This window comes from Citrobacter sp. Igbk 16 (assembly GCF_028069755.1).
Lineage (GTDB): Bacteria > Pseudomonadota > Gammaproteobacteria > Enterobacterales > Enterobacteriaceae > Citrobacter.
On record NZ_JANEWJ010000039.1, the window covers coordinates 1 to 18056 of the forward strand.

Below are 18056 nucleotides of genomic sequence, written 5' to 3' on the forward strand. Positions count from 1 at the left end.
GTTGTTTTTAGAATAAGTCTTATAAAACTTTGTGATTTTTTGTACTGAAATAATGTTCATTATAATTCATCCACCATTTCGCCAGCATGTTTTTTATACAAGAAATAGGCCAGTACATTAAATAAAATTGCGAGTATTGAAACAATAATTAGATCTGACCAAACAGGAAACTTATGGTAGAGAAATATATTTTGATAACCTAATATCACACCTGACATTGGATTCAACATTAACCACTCTCTAGCCCAGAGAGGTATTATACTTACAAGATATATAATTGGTGTAAACCAAAACCAAAACTGCATGACAATTGCCATAAATTGACCAACATCTCTAAAGAAAACATTTAGAACACCTAATGTTAGACCAAGCCCCATTGCAAACAACACCTGCAAAATAAGCAATGGTATGATTGCAAAAAATTCCACCCCTGGGAAGTTCCCAGAAATAATGAGGAATATTAAATACAATGAAAATATTATCAAAAAATTAACAAATGAAATTCCAACAGCAATAATAGGCAAGCAAATTCGTGGGAAATTAATTTTTTTCAAATAATTACCGTTTTCAATGAATATATTGATTAATCGAATAACTATTTCTGAGAAAAACCCCCAAGTCAACAGACCTGAACATAGATATATGCTGTAAGCAAATGCCCCTGTATTGTCAGGCATTCTAGCCTTCATGACTTCTGAAAATATAACCGTGTAAACAATAATCATTGCTAATGGCTGTAGCACTAGCCATACTGCACCTAACATACTTGTTTGGTATCGACTCTTAAATTCTCGTTTAATACTATTAAATATAAAATCTTTATAGTGATAAATTGCCTCTATTTTATTAATCATTTATCACCCCTTTTACAAGCTTAGACACTTCATCAAGACGCTGTTCAACTATTTGTAGTGACTTATTGCTCTCAAGATTTATACGAAGCAAAGGTTCCGTATTAGATGCTCTAACATTCATTCTCCAATCATCAAACTCAAAACTAATTCCATCTATGGTTTCAATATGTAACGCTGTATCTTTATATTCTAATTGCAGTTCCATTAGAATATTATTAATGTTATTCACGCTAAAATTAATCTCACCACTACAAGCATATTTTTTTATTCGCTCTGATACCATAGCCCTTAAGTCAGTATTTTTTTTGCATAGCAACTCTGCCACCAGAAGCCACGGAATCATCCCACTATCGCAATATGCAAAATCGCGGAAGTAGTGATGTGCGCTCATCTCACCACCGTAGATCGCATCTTCCTTACGCATGCGCTCTTTGATGAAGGCGTGGCCCGTTTTAGACATCACCGGAATGCCGCCAGCTTTAGTCACAATATCGATGGTATTCCAGGTCAATCGCGGGTCATGGATGATCTTCGCGCCCGGTTCTTTTTGTAAGAATGCTTCGGCTAACAGACCTACAATGTAATAGCCTTCGATAAACTGCCCTTCCCCATCAAAGAGGAAGCAACGGTCAAAATCGCCGTCAAATGCGATCCCCAAATCTGCGCCATGTTCTTTAACAGCGTCAGCAGTGTCTTTGCGGCATTCTGGTAACAGAGGATTAGGGATCCCGTTAGGGAAAGTGCCATCCGGCTGGTGATGAACTTTAATAAATGAAACGGGGACATTAGCAGCAACGAAACGTTTTTCAATCGCGTCAATGACATGGCCTGCAGCACCATTGCCAGAGTTAACCACAAGCTTCATTGGACGAGTGAAGTTCGCGAAATCAATGTAGCCCATTAAGTGATCGACATAAGCGTCAAGGATAGAAATCTTCTTGTAGCTGCCGCGCAGTTGGGCATCCACAGGCGCGAAATTATTTTCTTCGGCTAAACGCTGCACATCGCGTAGTCCTGTGTCACCACTGATAGGTTTCGCATTTTCGCGAACCAGTTTCATTCCGTTATAATCCATCGGATTATGGCTGGCGGTAACTTCGATGCCGCCATCTACACCAAGATGGAAAGTTGCAAAATAGATCTCTTCTGTCCCGCTTAAACCAATATCGAGGATATCGGTACCCGCATCCATTAGGCCATTTGCTAATGCCAGTTTCAGGCTCTCGCTGGTTAAGCGAACGTCACCGCCCACCACGATTGTTTTAGGCTTGAGGAATTCACCGTATGCGCGACCAATTCGATACGCAATATCTTCATTTAATTCTTCGCCTAATTTTCCGCGAATATCATAGGCTTTAAAACAAGTCAGCTTAGACATAGATCTTTTTACCTTAAAAATTAGCAACGACCATACTGGTCTTTAATACGAATAATGTCATCATCCCCTAAATACGAGCCAGATTGGATCTCAAGCAGTTCCAATGGAATCTTGCCTGGGTTTTCCAGTCGATGTTGTGCTCCGATGGGAATAAAGGTTGATTGGTTTTCAGTCAGCAGGAATTTTTGATCTTTAATCGTCACTTCACCCGTGCCAGAAAGCACAACCCAGTGTTCGGTCCGGTGATGATGCATCTGCATCGAAAACGCTGCACCCGGTTTAACTGTGATCCGATTTACATTAAAACGCTCGGTCTGTACCACCACATCGCATCGCCCCCACGGACGGTATATTTCCCGGTGACGCTTATATTCACTGCGATGATTAGCTTTAAGATACTCAACAACTTTCTTAACATCTTGCACCTGATCTTTATCAACGACCAGTACAGCATCTTTTGTATTAATGATCACCAGATTATCGACACCGATAGCTGCGACCAATTTTTCATCAGTGTTGATATAGCAGTTATTTGCGTTGTGCATGAAGGTATCACCCGTCAGAACATTACCTTTTTTATCTTTAGGACTCACTTCCCATAGTGCCGACCAGGAACCCACGTCACTCCAGTCTGCATCAAGCCCAACGACAACAGCGTCTGTCGTTTTCTCCATGACCGCGTAGTCAACGGACTCATCCGGACAAGCGATAAACAGATCGCGATCGATCTTGATAAATTCATCGCTATCTTTGCAACCACGGATCGCCGCCTTGCAGGACTCAAGAATATCCGGTCTGAATTTTTCCAGTTCTTCAAGATATTTCTTGGCACGGAACATAAACATTCCACTGTTCCAGTAATATTCGCCAGACGCTAAATAACTTTCCGCAGTTTCTTTGTTCGGTTTTTCCACGAAACGGTTGACCTGGTAAGCGATATTCTCACCAAGGACTTCTTCCTTACCACGGTGAATATAGCCATAACCCGTTTCTGCACCAGTTGGTACAATCCCAAATGTGACAAGGCGCCCCTGCATGGCAAATTTAAATGCTGACTTTACAACCTGGTGGAATGCCGGCTTATTGTTAATTATATGATCTGCGGCTAATACCAGAAGAATTGGGTCATCACCATTCTCTATTGCACTTAATGCTGCCAGCGCTATTGCTGGCGCAGTGTTACGGCCAACGGGTTCAAGAATGATATTATGCGAGAGCTTATTAATTTGTCTTAGTTGCTCGGCAACAAGAAATCTGTGTTCCTGATTGCAAATGACTACCGGTTCCCGTGCATCGACATCATCCAGGCGGAGCACTGTTTCTTGCAGCATTGAACGCTGTCCATACAAGCGAAGAAACTGTTTTGGGTAGAGCTCGCGCGACATCGGCCATAAACGACTACCGGTACCACCAGCCATTATCACAGGAAGTAACATTTTAAATCCTTAAATATCAATGCGTTATACTAAACCAACGAAAGAGTCTCATCGTCGCTCAATGACAAATGGGCACGCTACCGCACTGGCTCTACAGCTACCAGGACACTGCTCATTTTATGTTGGGCAAACAAATTGCTGATACCCCTCAACGAATTAGGGATATCTCGACCGAATATTCTCTTATTTATTCACTGTGTAGACAAGAAAAATGTCCTACGGCGGACCGGTAATTTCTTACCGATCTACCTTTTTTAGTATTTGAAATTTATAAAAAAACAGTTGTAGCAGCATGCTGCGGGTATCAGACAAATCATTACTCTTTACATATACTGCTGCGATACCCGGTTCAAATCGTAGGCAATGAGAGTAGCAGTGGCATTAGCTCAGCAGTTTTAAAATTTGATCCCTGAACTTCGGCCCCTCTTTCAGGTTGCGCAGTCCGTACTTCACAAATGCCTGCATATAGCCCATTTTCTTACCACAATCGTAGCTATCGCCGGTCATCAACATAGCATCAACAGACTGTTTTTTCGCCAGCTCAGCGATAGCATCCGTTAGCTGAATACGCCCCCACGCACCTGGCTGTGTACGCTCAATTTCCGCCCAAATATCAGCAGAAAGCACATAGCGCCCTACGGCCATCAGGTCCGAATCAAGGGTTTGCGGCTGATCGGGTTTTTCAATAAATTCAACGATGCGGCTGACCTTACCTTCGTTATCCAAAGGCTCTTTGGTCTGAATAACGGAATACTCAGAAAGATCGCCAGCCATACGTTTTGCGAGCACCTGACTACGTCCGGTCTCATTAAAGCGGGCCACCATTGCGGCCAGGTTGTAACGCAGTGGATCCGCGCTCGCCGTGTCAAGAATGACGTCAGGTAACACCACCACGAAAGGGTTGTCCCCGATTACCGGGCGTGCGCAAAGAATTGAGTGGCCCAGACCAAGCAATTGTGCCTGACGGACGTTCATGATAGTCACACCTGGAGGGCAGATGGACTGCACTTCGGCCAGTAACTGGCGCTTAACACGCTGTTCAAGCAGCGATTCAAGTTCATAAGAGGTGTCGAAGTGGTTCTCAACCGCGTTCTTAGACGCATGTGTTACCAGAACGATTTCTTTGATACCTGCAGCTACAATCTCGTCGACAATGTATTGAATCATCGGCTTATCAACGATCGGTAGCATCTCTTTTGGGATGGCCTTTGTGGCAGGCAACATGTGCATCCCGAGGCCTGCTACCGGAATAACTGCTTTCAAATTAATCATTAAGTCATTCACCTATTCAATAGTTGCTGAATTATAGCTTTTTAGCTTGTTTTAGCCAGTATGAATTACATTGCTCAGTTAGGTCGCATGTTACGCCGCTTATCGGCAGAATGCAGTAATCATAATCTTAGCCGGGTAGGTTTTTAGCCAGGAATGGTCGTAAAATTACCGACCCGGTAGTCGAAAATTCACTGCCGCGACATTCACAACCTGGTGGGTTACGCTGTCAATATCAACCGAGCTTTGTCCTGCTTCATTAACTGCATAAACGTTGGCCAGCGAGAGCAAGGTACCCTGTTTGGCCATAAACTTACCGCGGACATCTTTGCGCAGATCAAAGTGCATCTTTAATGCTGGCCCTGTAGTGGATTGTTGCATCACCTTGATATTTCGCAAGAAAAGATGCTGAGGTTTGTTATGCAGCTCCAGCGTCGCGCGCTTCATCTCAACGTTGGTAATGGCCACAAATGAAGTTGCATTACCTGAGGAAATCTGAATACCACGTAATTTATAATCGAGATGTGTGTTATCCAGTTGAATATTATTTAGCTTAAAGTTTTGTGGTATGGACAAATATCGTCCTTTGATCACACCGTAACCAATCAGCATCCCTGCGCTATTTTTCATATTGATATTATCGATCACGAAATTATCACATCCATAAATAGCGACTGTAGCATTATCGATGCCCGCTTTCTTGCTGAAATCCGGGGTGATATTTCGCGCGGTAATATTACGAATGATAAAATGTTTGCCGTTCTCGACATGGACTAACTGCCGACAATCCGAGCCCGTTATATTTGCTACCACAAATCTTTTCACCGCCAGTTCGTCTGGGTAGGTGTTGTCGTACGTACTACCTGCCAGCCCAATACCGATACCCCAGTTAACATTTCCGTTCGTACAATTGATGCGTTCTATAACATGGTCTGAAATCACGATGTCACTGTCGTTTATCGCGACATTCCACTCGATGGCATCACCCTGTAAGTCACTAAAACGACTGTTGGTTATCCGTACGCCATCCATCTGATTATGAAACCCCTGACGCAAGATCCCATAATTCGCATGAGTGACGGTAATGCCATCAATGGTGAGATTACGCATCGCTCGCGGCGTTTTCCCACCGATATAAATTTGCGCCACGGGGGCGAAACCGCTCATGGCTAGGCCTTTTATCACACAGTCGGAGCCCCGAACATCAAGGGTAATATTTCGCAAGCGCCCCCCCTGCCCCCCTGTCACACGACAGCCATCCTGCAGAATAAATCGCCCACGACTACTGCTACTGACCCCGCCTTGCAGATGCAACGTTTTACCTGGCGGGATCACGATTGCGGTATTGATATTCTTGCACTCCAGACCAGCAGGCACGATAACAGTTTGCGCCTCTGAAAACGCCTGGCGGAAGGAAGCCACCCAATCCAGGGGATTGTAATCCTGAATGTTGACGCTACCCGGTGATTCAAGCGCCCGGGCAACGGGAGAATGCAGTACGACAAGCGCAGAACCTGCCGTCAGAAAAGTACGTCGGGAGAGTTTTTTCACTGGCATACAACCTCGATTTACATCGTTTGCAGCAGACTGGCTAGCTGTTTATTGATCGCCAACTGGTTAAATTCAGCGGCTATTTTTTCGCGGGCGCACGCCACCACCGGCTTCACTTGCTCACTGTCGAGCATACTGATCGTCGCTAATCGCTCCGCCAGGGCCTGAGCATCATTTTCTGGTGCCAGCCAGCCGGACTTTCCAGCGTCCACCAGCTCAGGGATCCCACTGTGCACGGTAGAAACGACCGGTATTCCAACCGCCATGGCTTCCATCAACGCCACCGGGATCCCCTCCATGTCACCATCAATCCCCGTGACGGAGGGCAACAGGAAAACATCCGCCTGCTCAAGCATCTCTTTAACCTGATGGCTGGGTTTAAATCCTGACATTTCAATCACATCATCCAGTTGATATTGCTCGACAAGCGTACGTAACCGACGCTCCCAAGGGCCAATTCCCAGAATGCGATAACGAAATGAGATACCTCGCGCCTTCAACTGGCGGCACGCTTCAATAGCGACATGCAGCCCTTTTTTCTCGGTTAACCGTGCAACGGAAAGAATTTCTAGCGGCGTACCTGGCGCTTTCACCTCACGAGGTGTAAAACGCGTCATATCAATCCCCATACGCGATACCGCTATTTTATGTGGTGGACATCCCATATTTCGCAAACGTTCGGCCCAGAGATTGCTGATGGGCAACATCAAATCACCGCGCTGAAACAGCTTCTGATATTCGGGGGTATAGCGGGCAAGGATGTCCCGATGCGAAACATCAATACCATGGAAGACAGTGGCTATTTTGCCGCGGATCACGCCGAGTTCACGCAGTTTGGCCGCCGTTACGCCAGCGGGCCCAAAGTGCGCAATAAAGACATCGGCCTGGAATGCGCACGGGGTTGCCGCACAGATCGCGGCTAAAATCAGATTACGCGCCTCATCGCCATAGCGTGGAACATTGAACGCCTTCCAGGTCGCAGTCCGGGTAATGCCCTGTAAAATCGTCAAGGTGCGATATTTCAGCTTTGCCAACCTGCCAGCCGGTTCTTTCAATAACCATCGTGTTTTTTCGCCCAGGCGGTAGTCCACATAGGAAGCATGAGTGTTATCAAGATCGCCCTGATATAACGCGATAATTTCAACATCATGCCCCATATCGATAAACGCGGTAATCTGATTCAGCACAAAGGTTTCAGAGGACAGCGGAAATTTAAGCAGGAAAAAGCTGACTTTCATTTCCCCTCCTCAATACGCGTTAATACCGATTGCACCATGTGCATACCGTGTTCACGTTCACGCTTAACGGCCTCCTCTACCCTGACATTAAGTTCAGCCAACCGTCCCAGGATATCGGCAACCCTGCCCTCAAGGCTGCCATCCAACAGATGGTGGATATCAACCGCCATTTCCGCTAATCCCAGTTGCTGCATAATTCCCGCCGATTTGTGCTCATAATTAATGGCTATCGCCGGCGTCATAAAGTTCATCGAGATGATGGCAGAGTGCAGGCGTGTGCCCACCGTCAGGTCACATGCGCCCAATATTTTTCCCATTTCGAGATCGTTTAGTTCATCCATGACCACGTGATAACGGGTCGGATCGTTAACGTACTGGCGCAGGTTCAGTGCAACCATGCGATCATCTTTGTTGTAACTATCAATACCGGTACAGGTTGAGAGCGCCATCACCTGGTAACCTTCGTCAAGGATCCGATTAACCACGCCGGCAAAGGCTCGCTCATAGGCCTGTTGTGTGGTCCCAAGACGCTTATCAAACGGTGCCAGTTCACGTAGTGTAATGGCGACAGTCTTCTGCTTTGCTGCCGTTTGTAACCAGTGCTGTACGGCATAACCCGGTTCAAAGTCATCGTGATGGTTGTCTACCAGCCAGGCGGTATCCACACCCGACTCAACTTTCTCTGTCGTTATTTCACTGCGTTTCATCAGTTCCAGACTGACCGACTCTCGTAAAATTAGCGCATTGCAGTGCCCAAAAACGTAATTCGCCAACTGATTGAACTGTTCGTCCTGGAATGGCCCGACGCTGTGACCAATCATGTACAGCGGTTTTTTGGCCATAAATGAACACAGTGCATGCTCAAACTGCGGCACACCATAAAGATCGACAAAAAACGATCCGCCGACCTGGATAATGGCGTCATAACGCGACAACAAGCGGACAAAGTCAGTAAACCCCTGAGCAATAGCGATGTTGCGCAGATTTCCGGAATCTGTAACGCGCGAGAGCAGCACCTGATGCTGATAGCGACGACGCAGCACTTTCTTTACGCGCCCCATGACGCCTGCAGCGTTGTTATGCTGCTTCATCTGTGAATACAGTGGGTCGCCCATCACCGGTCGGTTTAGTAACCAGGAGGAACTCACCGGATAGCGGCTCATCACATCCACTTCCGTCTCAGGCTGGAGCGTATGAATGGCATCCAGCAAACCGCGCAAAATGGCGCTGTCCCCACGATTTCCGCAGGTGTGGTTGCCCAGAATCAGTAATTTCATCATGACCTCTTAAAATCAGTGCGGATAACGGTTTTCCCATCTCCGGACGACAACAAACACAATTCATCCTGCGCGGAACAGGGCTTTCATTTTTTCACCTCGACAGAACTGGCGTTTGATTTCCACCACCAGCGGATCACGCGACAGCACAATCATCACGACAAACGCCAGAGCGCCAGCGGCTATCTGTAGGCTCAGCAACGCACCTAACGGCAATTTATTTTGCAGTGTCATTCCCAGCACGTAACTCACCACCAACGTGGGTAAGGAGAGATAAAACGGTAGCCACAGGCTGAGCATGTACTGCCGATAGCTCGGTCCCAGTACCGGTTTGATCATCACGAAATAGCTCAGGATGGTGTTTATGACCTGTACCAGTAAAAAACCCAGCGTGACGCCAATCACACCCGCCATATTTCCGCCAACCAGGATGGCGGGGATAAACAAGAAAGTTTTGAATATATTGAATTTGAAGCTGATATCGACCCGTGCTTTGGCCATCAGCAGAGAGCCAATCGGATTACCGACTGAGCGCAGCAGACCCACAATGCACAGCAGTTGCAGCACCGGAACAATACTGTTCCACTTTTCACCAAACACCAGCGGTACGACGTTATTCGATACCACCATCAATCCCAGTAGCGCCGGGAAATTGATAATGCCGACAACGGATAGCAGCTTGTAAAAATTCACCCGTAGTTTTTCGGTATCGTCCTGAATTTTGGCAAACGCAGGAAACAGTACTCGGGTAATTATCGGATTCAGTTTGATGGGCGGTACAACTGCCACGTTCCAGGCAAGATTGAAGCCTCCCGCTACGCCTGCCCCCAGAGTTCTGGCCAGCACCAGCGTCGAAAGGTTCGTGTTCACGTAATTGATGATGCTGTCCGCCGTCAGCCACGCCCCAAAGCGCAGATTTGACGACACGGATGAAAGCGAAAAACACAGTCCAGGTCGATAAATTTTGCGGCCAAAATAGCCAAACAGCAGCGTGCGTAGCGTACTGTTCACCAGATAGCCAACAATGGCCGTCATGGCGATCGGCCAAAAATGCGCGCTAACCACGGTAAAAGTAAAACCGGCCAGTACTGAACTGGTTTCAATCATGCCAATTTTGTTGAAGGCCAGTTCTTTTTGCATCAGCGCACGGAACTGCTGCCCATGCGGGATCACCACAAACGCCAGCGCTAAGGTTTTAACCAGTGGCACCAGCTCAGGGTTATTAAGCACATCGGCTATAGTCTCGCTGAGCGAAAACATAGCAATACAAACGGCGATCCCCAGTCCAACGTTTAACCAGTACAAGGTGGTTAGTTCAAGATAACCTATCTCTTTGCGCTGAATAATCGAGTTGGCGATCCCAAAATCAGACAGCGTATCGGCCAGCGCGATAATCACCAGCGACACGGTTAATAACCCGAACTGATGATTATCAATAATCCGCGCCAGAACCGTCATCTGGATGAGCCCCAGACCGATAATGATTACCGTAGCAATGGCTGACCACTTGGCACCGTTGAGGGTTTTTTCTCGTAAGCTCATATTAATATGCCGCTTTATTGACGAAGCCTTTAAACACCGTCAGAAAAACGATTTTGATATCGAACCACACACTCCATTCACGAATGTATTCGAGGTCAAACTCTACCCGTTTTTCCATTTTTTCCAGCGTATCGGTTTCACCACGCCAGCCGTTGATTTGCGCCCAACCGGTAATACCTGGCTTCACCTTATGGCGTAACATGTACCCTTCTATCAGCTGACGGTACTGTTCGTTATGCGCCACCGCATGTGGACGCGGCCCGACAATAGACATCCCTCCTGTCAGCACATTGATAAACTGTGGTAATTCATCCAGAGACGTCCGCCGCAGGAAGTTACCCACGCGGGTCACACGCGGATCGTTCTGCGTGGCCTGGGTAACTACTGCATCGTTTTCCATTACCTTCATGGAACGAAACTTCCAGACTTTGATCGGTTTCCCGTCCATCCCATAGCGGGTCTGACGAAAAATTACCGGCCCCTTTGAGGTCAGCTTCACCATCAGCGCAATGGCGCATAGCACAGGAGAAATAAGCAGCAGGATTAACGATGCCAGGACGATATCCTCCGCGCGCTTCAGCAGACGATTAATGCCAGAAAGCGGTGTGTCATACAGCGGTACCACAGGAACACCGTTCATTTCTTCAATCCGCGAGTGCAGAATATTGAAGGTAAAGACATCAGGAATCAGGAGCACTGAACAGGTGGTATCAGCCAGTTCGCGTACCAGTTTTTTTACGCGCGCCCCATCGCTCATCGACATAGCGATATAGACGTTATGAATGCGTGAAGCTTTGGCATCATCCACCAGTTGCTGTAGATTTCCCGCCCAATCACGGGCATTTTTCCCCGGTATGGGGTCGTGATAGACACCCGCGACCTCAAACCCCAACCACGGCTCATGGCGAAAGCTGTCCAGCAGTACCTGTCCTGCGGGAAGGTCCCCTGCTACCGCTACCCGACGCGTGTTATAACCACGATTTCGCAACCATCCCGCCCCGTAGCGAATAAACGCACGGCACAGCACCAGACCAATACTTGACAACAGATACCATGCCAGCCAAAGAGCAAACCGGTTATCAAAATCGTTATTAAAGGCAATCAGACCCGCGCAAAAAATCAGACTCAGCGTCCAGTTTTGCAGCAGCAGCACCAACTCAGTTGAAATTTTTACCCCGCGCCAGGAGCGGTAGAAATCCGTTATCCCGCCCAGCATCTGAAAAACGACCAGCGTGATTAACGCCACCAGCAGGTGCATATACAGGAAAGGCAAACCGCTCAGTTCGCAGACTATCCATAATCCACCAAACATGATGGTGATATCTGAAAAGCGTTGCACCATCGATATTAACGACGCATTGGTTTTGGCTCGTTCGCGCTTTTTTAGATGTGTCATCGTGGTTCCTGTTAGTCGCCACTTGCCCGTATCGGGCAAGGGAAATACCAGCATTACTGATTTAGCAATGCCAGGAGAGTGCGCGTTCGCACGTTCAGGCGTACATCACCAATTGTTCCGTAACAAATATCAAAAGTGGCAACACAGATTATTTGGCTCACGTTATCTCCTTTTTCAGGCAACAGTTAACCCGACCTGATTGCCTCAATAAATAAGTAACAAAGGCCAGGCTCTGTTATTTTTATTTCATAAAAGTTCGCAGAGAGTCAGTTAACAGAAATGAATAATAGACTTCTATATATGCTCATGATGTGTGCCAAACCTTACAATATCATCTTCTTCAAGGTAGACTCCAGAACGAACTTCAATCATCTCCAACGGAACCTTCCCTGGGTTTTCAAGACAATGAACAGTGCCCTGAGGAATATATACTGATTGATTTTCACTTAATAACTGGACCTCATCACAGATCGTAACTTTCGCAGTTCCTGCAACAATAATCCAGTGTTCAGCGCGATGATGGTGCATACGTAATGCAAAGCCCTGACCGGGTTTCACGGTTATTCTTTTAACCTGATAACGATCGCCTTCATCGATAGAATCATATTTCCCCCAGGGTCTAAAAACCTCCCGATGAATATGATGTTCCGAGCGACCTTCCGCCTGAATTTGTGCAACGATTTTTTTTACATCTTGTACATCTGTTTTATTTGCGATTAATACTGCATCTTTAGTTTGGACAACAATCAGATCTTTTACGCCGACGGTTGCCACCAGTCCCGATTCGGCGTAGACATAACTGTTCTCTGTATTATGGTCAATAACATCACCATGATAAACATTACCCTCGTCGTTACGATCGCTGATTTCCCAAAGAGATGACCATGACCCTACATCGCTCCAGCCGACGTTCATCGGCAGGACTACAGCGTCCGTGGTTTTCTCCATCACGGCATAGTCGATCGATTCTTCTGGACAATCCTGGAAATCCTCCCGACTGACACGGATAAAATCATTGTCCAGTTCAGCGTTATCCATCGCCAACAAGCAGGCCTGTAAAATATCTGGACGATATTTTTCGAGCTCTTCAAGATAGCGTCGGGCCTGGAATAAAAACATACCGCTATTCCAATAATATTCACCAGCAGAGATATATTTTTCGGCTGTTTCAATGTCAGGTTTTTCCACAAAAGCATCAACATTGAAAGCAACAGAATCAACTTTAATCTGGGTACTGCTGACTTCACCGCGTCGAATATAACCGTACCCTGTTTCCGGTGCATCCGGAACGATACCAAATGTTACCAGCTTGCCATTTTCAGCTAACGGGATAGCTGAGGTCACTGCATCGTGGAAGAATTTATTTTCTTCGATAATATGATCAGCCGCCAGAACCAGCAACAACGGGTTATGTTCGGAATTATTGTTACATGCTGCGATTGCTGCCAGCGCGATTGCTGGTGCGGTATTCCGGGCTTGTGGCTCAAGAATAATATTACCCGTTAGCTTATCGATTTCTTGCAATTGCTCAGCAACAATAAATCGATGCTTTTCATTACATATTACAAGCGGTGGTGAACAATCCAGGCCATCAAGGCGGCAAATTGTCGATTGCAACATAGTGTTTTGCCCATCCAGACACAAGAACTGCTTTGGATATAATGTTCTGGATAATGGCCATAAACGGCTACCGGACCCACCTGCAATAATTACCGGATGAATGTTATTTTGGCTCATACGTCAACCCTTCAAATGATTAATAAATTGATTTAAGACATTATCTTTTTCAAGTGCAGACTCTGCATATGAACGTGCAATCATATTGTATTCAGGCATAGTGATTGCTTCAGTAATACCAGCCACAAGCATTTCAACTGATTCTGGCTCAATACAGATTGCAATACCGGGATGTTTCTGACAAAGCTGCCCCAGTTCGGTGTGGATCTCTGCTGTAATAACGGCATTCCCCCCGACCGCCAATATGTTCGTTAACTTCGAAGGAAGGACCGCATCTGCAGCGCCACGTCTTTGGATGACTAAATGGCAATCTGCTAGCCTTAATAACGCAGGCAGCATTTCATAAGGTTGCAGTGGGTAGAACTTAACATTCGTTAGGGCTCGTTCCTTAACCATTTGTTCCATCCTGGATTTTCCCCCTCCCTGACCCACAATAACGTATATCCATGGTTTATCCTGAGTCTGACTTGCAGCCTCAACGATATTTTCAACGCCTTGTTTCTCACCAATATTGCCAGAATACAAAATAATTTTTTTATCAGTTGGCAAATCAAACTGCTGACGTATTTGCTCTATATCAGCACTATCCACCTTGCTGAATCTTTCCACTTCAGACCAGTTCGGGAAAAAGATAAGTTTTTCTGCAGCAACACCTTTCTCCTGCGCTTTTTGCATCATAGAACGGGAGATCGTGGAAACATTATCCATACTCAACAAACTGCTGCGCTCAAATGCTTTGGCTACTCGCGCAATCATTGTGGAGTTTCCGGCTGCCGCCAGTCCCAGCCCCAACATCGCATCAACTTCATAGTCCTGAATATGCAGCACGGTGCGAGAGCCAGACAGTTTTGCCAGCAAACGCATCCCTGGCGTACAGAATAGCGTGGGTACCACGCCGATAATGTACTCAGGCTTCCACCGACACTGAGCCAACAGGGGAAAAAGACTGCTCAGGGCAAAACTGCCCAAATGTAGCAACCGCTTTAGCGTTGAAGGTTGAGCCGGTACATATAATGGACAGCGCCAGACAGTAGTGACACCCACTTCCCGACGATAACGCCAGGAAGAATAAGGCTCGCCTACTTGCCACTGCGGATAATAAGGGGGAGCCGTGACAACCCTAACCTCATGCCCCTGGCCTGCCATCCATTCCACCATCTCTCCCGTGTATTTACCAATTCCGGTCAACTCGGGCGAGTAATTGATGCCATAAACCAGAATTCTCATATCCCGGGCACCCGATCTTTCGTCGCTGGGTTGAAATATGCCTGCGTATTTTTATGCACATTTCCATCGATAATCAGTTCATCCGATTTAGCCCAACGCCAGGTATCATGCTGTTTTGACGGCAGCATTGATGTACTGGTATTAATTTTCAGTCGAAAACCCAGCACCACATAATGCGTTGTAAACGAAGAACCAGAAAAATTATCATCATAAAAGTGCTGCCAGACACCAAAAAACTCACCGTGTGTTATGGGAAACTGCTGACCTAATTCCTCTTCCGTCAAACGCATAAATGCTTGTTCCAGCGTTTCATCTTTTAATACTCTGCCGCCTGGCACAAACCAATATCCTTGAGCAGGCCTGTTAGTTCTTTTCCCAACTAAAAACTCCCCAAACTCATTCTCAATGATAAAATCCAGAGAGATCAGCGGTGTCGTGCGCACCGCATTAGCGAAGTCTTCTTTATTGAGAAACATTACTCACCCCGATACCGCTGCTGATTATCAAGGAACCAGCGATAAGTATTAACCAGCCCCTGTTCAAGCCCTATTTCATGATGCCATCCGAGTCTTCTCAGGCGGCTCACATCAAGCAGTTTCCGTGGTGTCCCATCAGGTTTAGAAGCATCAAAAATAATTTCACCGCGGAAACCGACAACTTTTGCAATGGCATCGGAAAGTTCACGAATAGTGCAATCTTCACCCGTACCTACGTTGACATGGGAAAGCATTGGCTCTGTATTTTCCTGCCAAACCTCATTGTCTAACTCCATAACATGGATACTGGCTGCCGCCATATCATCGACATGCAAAAATTCACGCATGGGTTTTCCACTGCCCCAAACTTCAACGTACTTGTCATCACGTTGGGTGGCTTCATGAAAACGACGCAATAGCGCAGGAATCACATGGGAATTATCTTTATGGAAATTGTCGTTAGGTCCATACAGGTTCGTCGGCATCACTGAACGGTAATCCCGGCGATGCTGCCGGTTATAGGACTCACACAGTTTTATCCCTGCAATTTTAGCGATGGCATAGGGCTCATTTGTCGGCTCCAGTGATCCCTGCAACAACTCGCTCTCTTTGATTGGTTGCTGCGCAAACTTAGGATAAATACATGATGAGCCTAAAAATAATAACTTTTCGACATTTGAATTATGAGCCGCATGAAGAATATTACTTTCCATCATCATGTTTTCATAAATGAAATCAGATGGATAATTATTATTAGCCATAATCCCGCCCACTTTTGCCGCGGCAAGATAAACCTGGTCAATATGTTCACTGGTAAAGAAATCATTAACCGCCGTTGTGTCTAATAAATTGAGCTGCTCACGGTTACGAATGATTAACTCTACATCTTCACGTTGTGCGAGTTGTCGGTAAATAGCAGAGCCCACCATTCCCCGATGTCCCGCGATATAAACACGTTTCTTCTTCATCATCATTAGCTCTCCAGTGCAATAACAACATCGTAACCATGGGACTTCAGCAGTGAATGTTTCTTCGCAGCCTCCAGATCGTGGGCAACCATTTCAGAAACCATCTGTCGCAGCGTGATTTCCGGTTTCCAGCCCAGTTTTTCGTGTGCCTTTGCCGGATCGCCCAACAGCGTTTCCACTTCCGCAGGACGGAAATAGCGTGGGTCGACGGCGATCATCACATCCCCCGGTTTCACCCCTGGTGCATCATGCCCAGTCACCGAAACCACAATGCCTTTTTCATTCACGCCCTCACCTTCAAAGCGCAATTTAATACCGAGTTGGGCAGCGGCCATTTCCACAAACTGACGGACGGAATACTGCACGCCAGTGGCGATCACGAAATCTTCCGGCTGTTCCTGCTGCAACATCATCCACTGCATCCTGACGTAGTCTTTGGCATGTCCCCAGTCACGCAGCGAATCCATGTTGCCAAGGTACAGACAGGACTCCAGTCCCTGGGCGATGTTGGCAATTGCGCGGGTAATTTTGCGAGTGACGAAGGTCTCGCCACGGCGCGGAGATTCATGGTTAAACAGAATGCCGTTACAGGCATACATGCCATAAGATTCACGGTAATTGACGGTGATCCAGTAGGCATACAGTTTGGCGACGGCATAGGGCGATCGCGGATAGAACGGTGTCGTTTCTTTCTGCGGGATCTCCTGAACCAGACCGTACAGTTCAGAGGTGGAAGCCTGATAGAAACGGGTTTTCTTTTCCAGCCCCAGGAAGCGAATCGCTTCCAGCAAACGCAGTGTGCCGATCCCATCAACATCAGCAGTATATTCTGGCGAATCAAACGACACCGCCACGTGGCTCATTGCGCCCAGGTTATAGACTTCATCCGGCTGAACCTCTTGCAAAATGCGGGTCAGATTAGAAGAATCCGTCAAATCGCCATAATGCAGATGGAATTTGGGATTACCCGCATGCGGGTCCTGGTAAATATGGTCTACACGTTCGGTATTAAATGACGAGGCCCGGCGCTTAATACCATGAACTTCATAACCTTTTTCCAGCAGAAACTCTGCCAGGTAAGAACCATCCTGCCCGGTTACGCCAGTAATGAGAGCGACTTTTGCCATGCTATTACCTCTTAAAATTTCCCTTCAGGGAGTAACGTTCTCGACGCGTTTACGCGTAACTACTGCGGGGTTACCCCGACATATGGCATTGGCCGGCAACGATTTAAAAACGCTGCTGCGTGCACCCACGACGGTGCCGTCACCAATCGTCACGCCAGGCGCGACAAAAACATCTGTCGCCAGCCAGCATTTCTCGCCAATCACAATTGGCGTGGCGCTAATATCAAAGTGTTGGCTGGCATAATCATGACTCCCGGTGCATAAATAGCTTCTCTGCGAAATAACCGTATGAGCCCCAATCGTAATATTACCCAGCGTATATAAAACCGCGTCATCACCCACCCAGGCGTAATCACCCAGTGTCAATTTCCACGGATAAGTAATTTTTACTGAAGGCCGAATAACTACGTTTTTTCCTATTTTTGCGCCAAATATCCTTAATAAAAATGCACGCCAGCGGTACATAACCTGTGGTGACCAGTGAAATAATGTTGCCTGAACCGCCCACCATAATTGCACTTTAATGACACCGCCGCCGCGAAAACCTTTCGGCACCGCGAAGCCGTTTAAATCCTGCATA

The 18056-nt window shown here is 46.7% G+C and carries 15 protein-coding genes; all 15 read right to left on the reverse strand.

Going from position 1 to position 18056, the window contains the following annotated elements:
- Positions 1-59: 59 nt before the first annotated feature.
- Positions 60-854 carry an ABC transporter permease gene (locus NNO03_RS19920; RefSeq protein ID WP_271450324.1) on the reverse strand — a complete coding sequence of 265 codons (795 nt, stop codon included), beginning with the start codon at positions 852-854 and terminating at the stop codon, positions 60-62.
- On the reverse strand, positions 847-2232 hold the full coding sequence (gene cpsG, locus NNO03_RS19925) for a phosphomannomutase CpsG (protein ID WP_271450325.1): 1386 nt from the start codon (positions 2230-2232) through the stop codon (positions 847-849). Before cpsG ends, NNO03_RS19920 begins: the two co-directional genes overlap by 8 nt.
- A 20-nt stretch (positions 2233-2252) precedes the next feature.
- Positions 2253-3668, reverse strand: a complete 1416-nt coding sequence (locus tag NNO03_RS19930) for a mannose-1-phosphate guanylyltransferase/mannose-6-phosphate isomerase (RefSeq protein ID WP_271450326.1) — start codon at positions 3666-3668, stop codon at positions 2253-2255.
- A 381-nt stretch (positions 3669-4049) separates the two neighbouring features.
- Positions 4050-4940 (reverse strand): GalU regulator GalF, encoded by an 891-nt coding sequence (galF, locus tag NNO03_RS19935; protein ID WP_115643576.1) that lies wholly within the window; start codon positions 4938-4940, stop codon positions 4050-4052.
- Between the two features lie 165 nt (positions 4941-5105).
- Positions 5106-6494: a colanic acid biosynthesis protein WcaM gene (gene wcaM / locus NNO03_RS19940; RefSeq protein WP_271450327.1), complete on the reverse strand. Its 1389-nt coding sequence runs from the start codon at positions 6492-6494 to the stop codon at positions 5106-5108.
- A gap of 11 nt (positions 6495-6505) precedes the next feature.
- A complete protein-coding gene (wcaL, locus tag NNO03_RS19945) occupies positions 6506-7726 on the reverse strand; it encodes a colanic acid biosynthesis glycosyltransferase WcaL (protein ID WP_271450328.1) in 1221 nt (406 codons plus the stop codon).
- Entirely contained in the window at positions 7723-9003 is a 1281-nt protein-coding gene (gene wcaK, locus NNO03_RS19950; protein ID WP_271450351.1) for a colanic acid biosynthesis pyruvyl transferase WcaK, read from the reverse strand. Before wcaK ends, wcaL begins: the two co-directional genes overlap by 4 nt.
- 63 nt (positions 9004-9066) lie before the next feature.
- Positions 9067-10545, reverse strand: a complete 1479-nt coding sequence (locus tag NNO03_RS19955) for an MOP flippase family protein (protein WP_271450329.1) — start codon at positions 10543-10545, stop codon at positions 9067-9069.
- A gap of 1 nt (position 10546) precedes the next feature.
- Positions 10547-11941 carry an undecaprenyl-phosphate glucose phosphotransferase gene (gene wcaJ / locus NNO03_RS19960; RefSeq protein WP_149691688.1) on the reverse strand — a complete coding sequence of 465 codons (1395 nt, stop codon included), beginning with the start codon at positions 11939-11941 and terminating at the stop codon, positions 10547-10549.
- Between the two features lie 294 nt (positions 11942-12235).
- Positions 12236-13678 (reverse strand): mannose-1-phosphate guanyltransferase, encoded by a 1443-nt coding sequence (cpsB, locus tag NNO03_RS19965; protein ID WP_271450330.1) that lies wholly within the window; start codon positions 13676-13678, stop codon positions 12236-12238.
- 3 nt (positions 13679-13681) lie between these two features.
- A complete protein-coding gene (locus NNO03_RS19970) occupies positions 13682-14905 on the reverse strand; it encodes a WcaI family glycosyltransferase (protein WP_271450331.1) in 1224 nt (407 codons plus the stop codon).
- Positions 14902-15381, reverse strand: a complete 480-nt coding sequence (locus NNO03_RS19975) for a GDP-mannose mannosyl hydrolase (RefSeq protein ID WP_271450332.1) — start codon at positions 15379-15381, stop codon at positions 14902-14904. Before NNO03_RS19975 ends, NNO03_RS19970 begins: the two co-directional genes overlap by 4 nt.
- On the reverse strand, positions 15381-16349 hold the full coding sequence (locus NNO03_RS19980) for a GDP-L-fucose synthase (RefSeq protein WP_271450352.1): 969 nt from the start codon (positions 16347-16349) through the stop codon (positions 15381-15383). The genes NNO03_RS19975 and NNO03_RS19980 overlap by 1 nt, the downstream gene beginning before the upstream one ends.
- Before the next feature lie 5 nt (positions 16350-16354).
- A complete protein-coding gene (gmd, locus tag NNO03_RS19985; protein ID WP_271450333.1) occupies positions 16355-17476 on the reverse strand; it encodes a GDP-mannose 4,6-dehydratase in 1122 nt (373 codons plus the stop codon).
- A 24-nt stretch (positions 17477-17500) separates the two neighbouring features.
- Positions 17501-18055, reverse strand: a complete 555-nt coding sequence (gene wcaF / locus NNO03_RS19990) for a colanic acid biosynthesis acetyltransferase WcaF (RefSeq protein WP_271450334.1) — start codon at positions 18053-18055, stop codon at positions 17501-17503.
- Between the last annotated feature and the right edge of the window lies 1 nt (position 18056).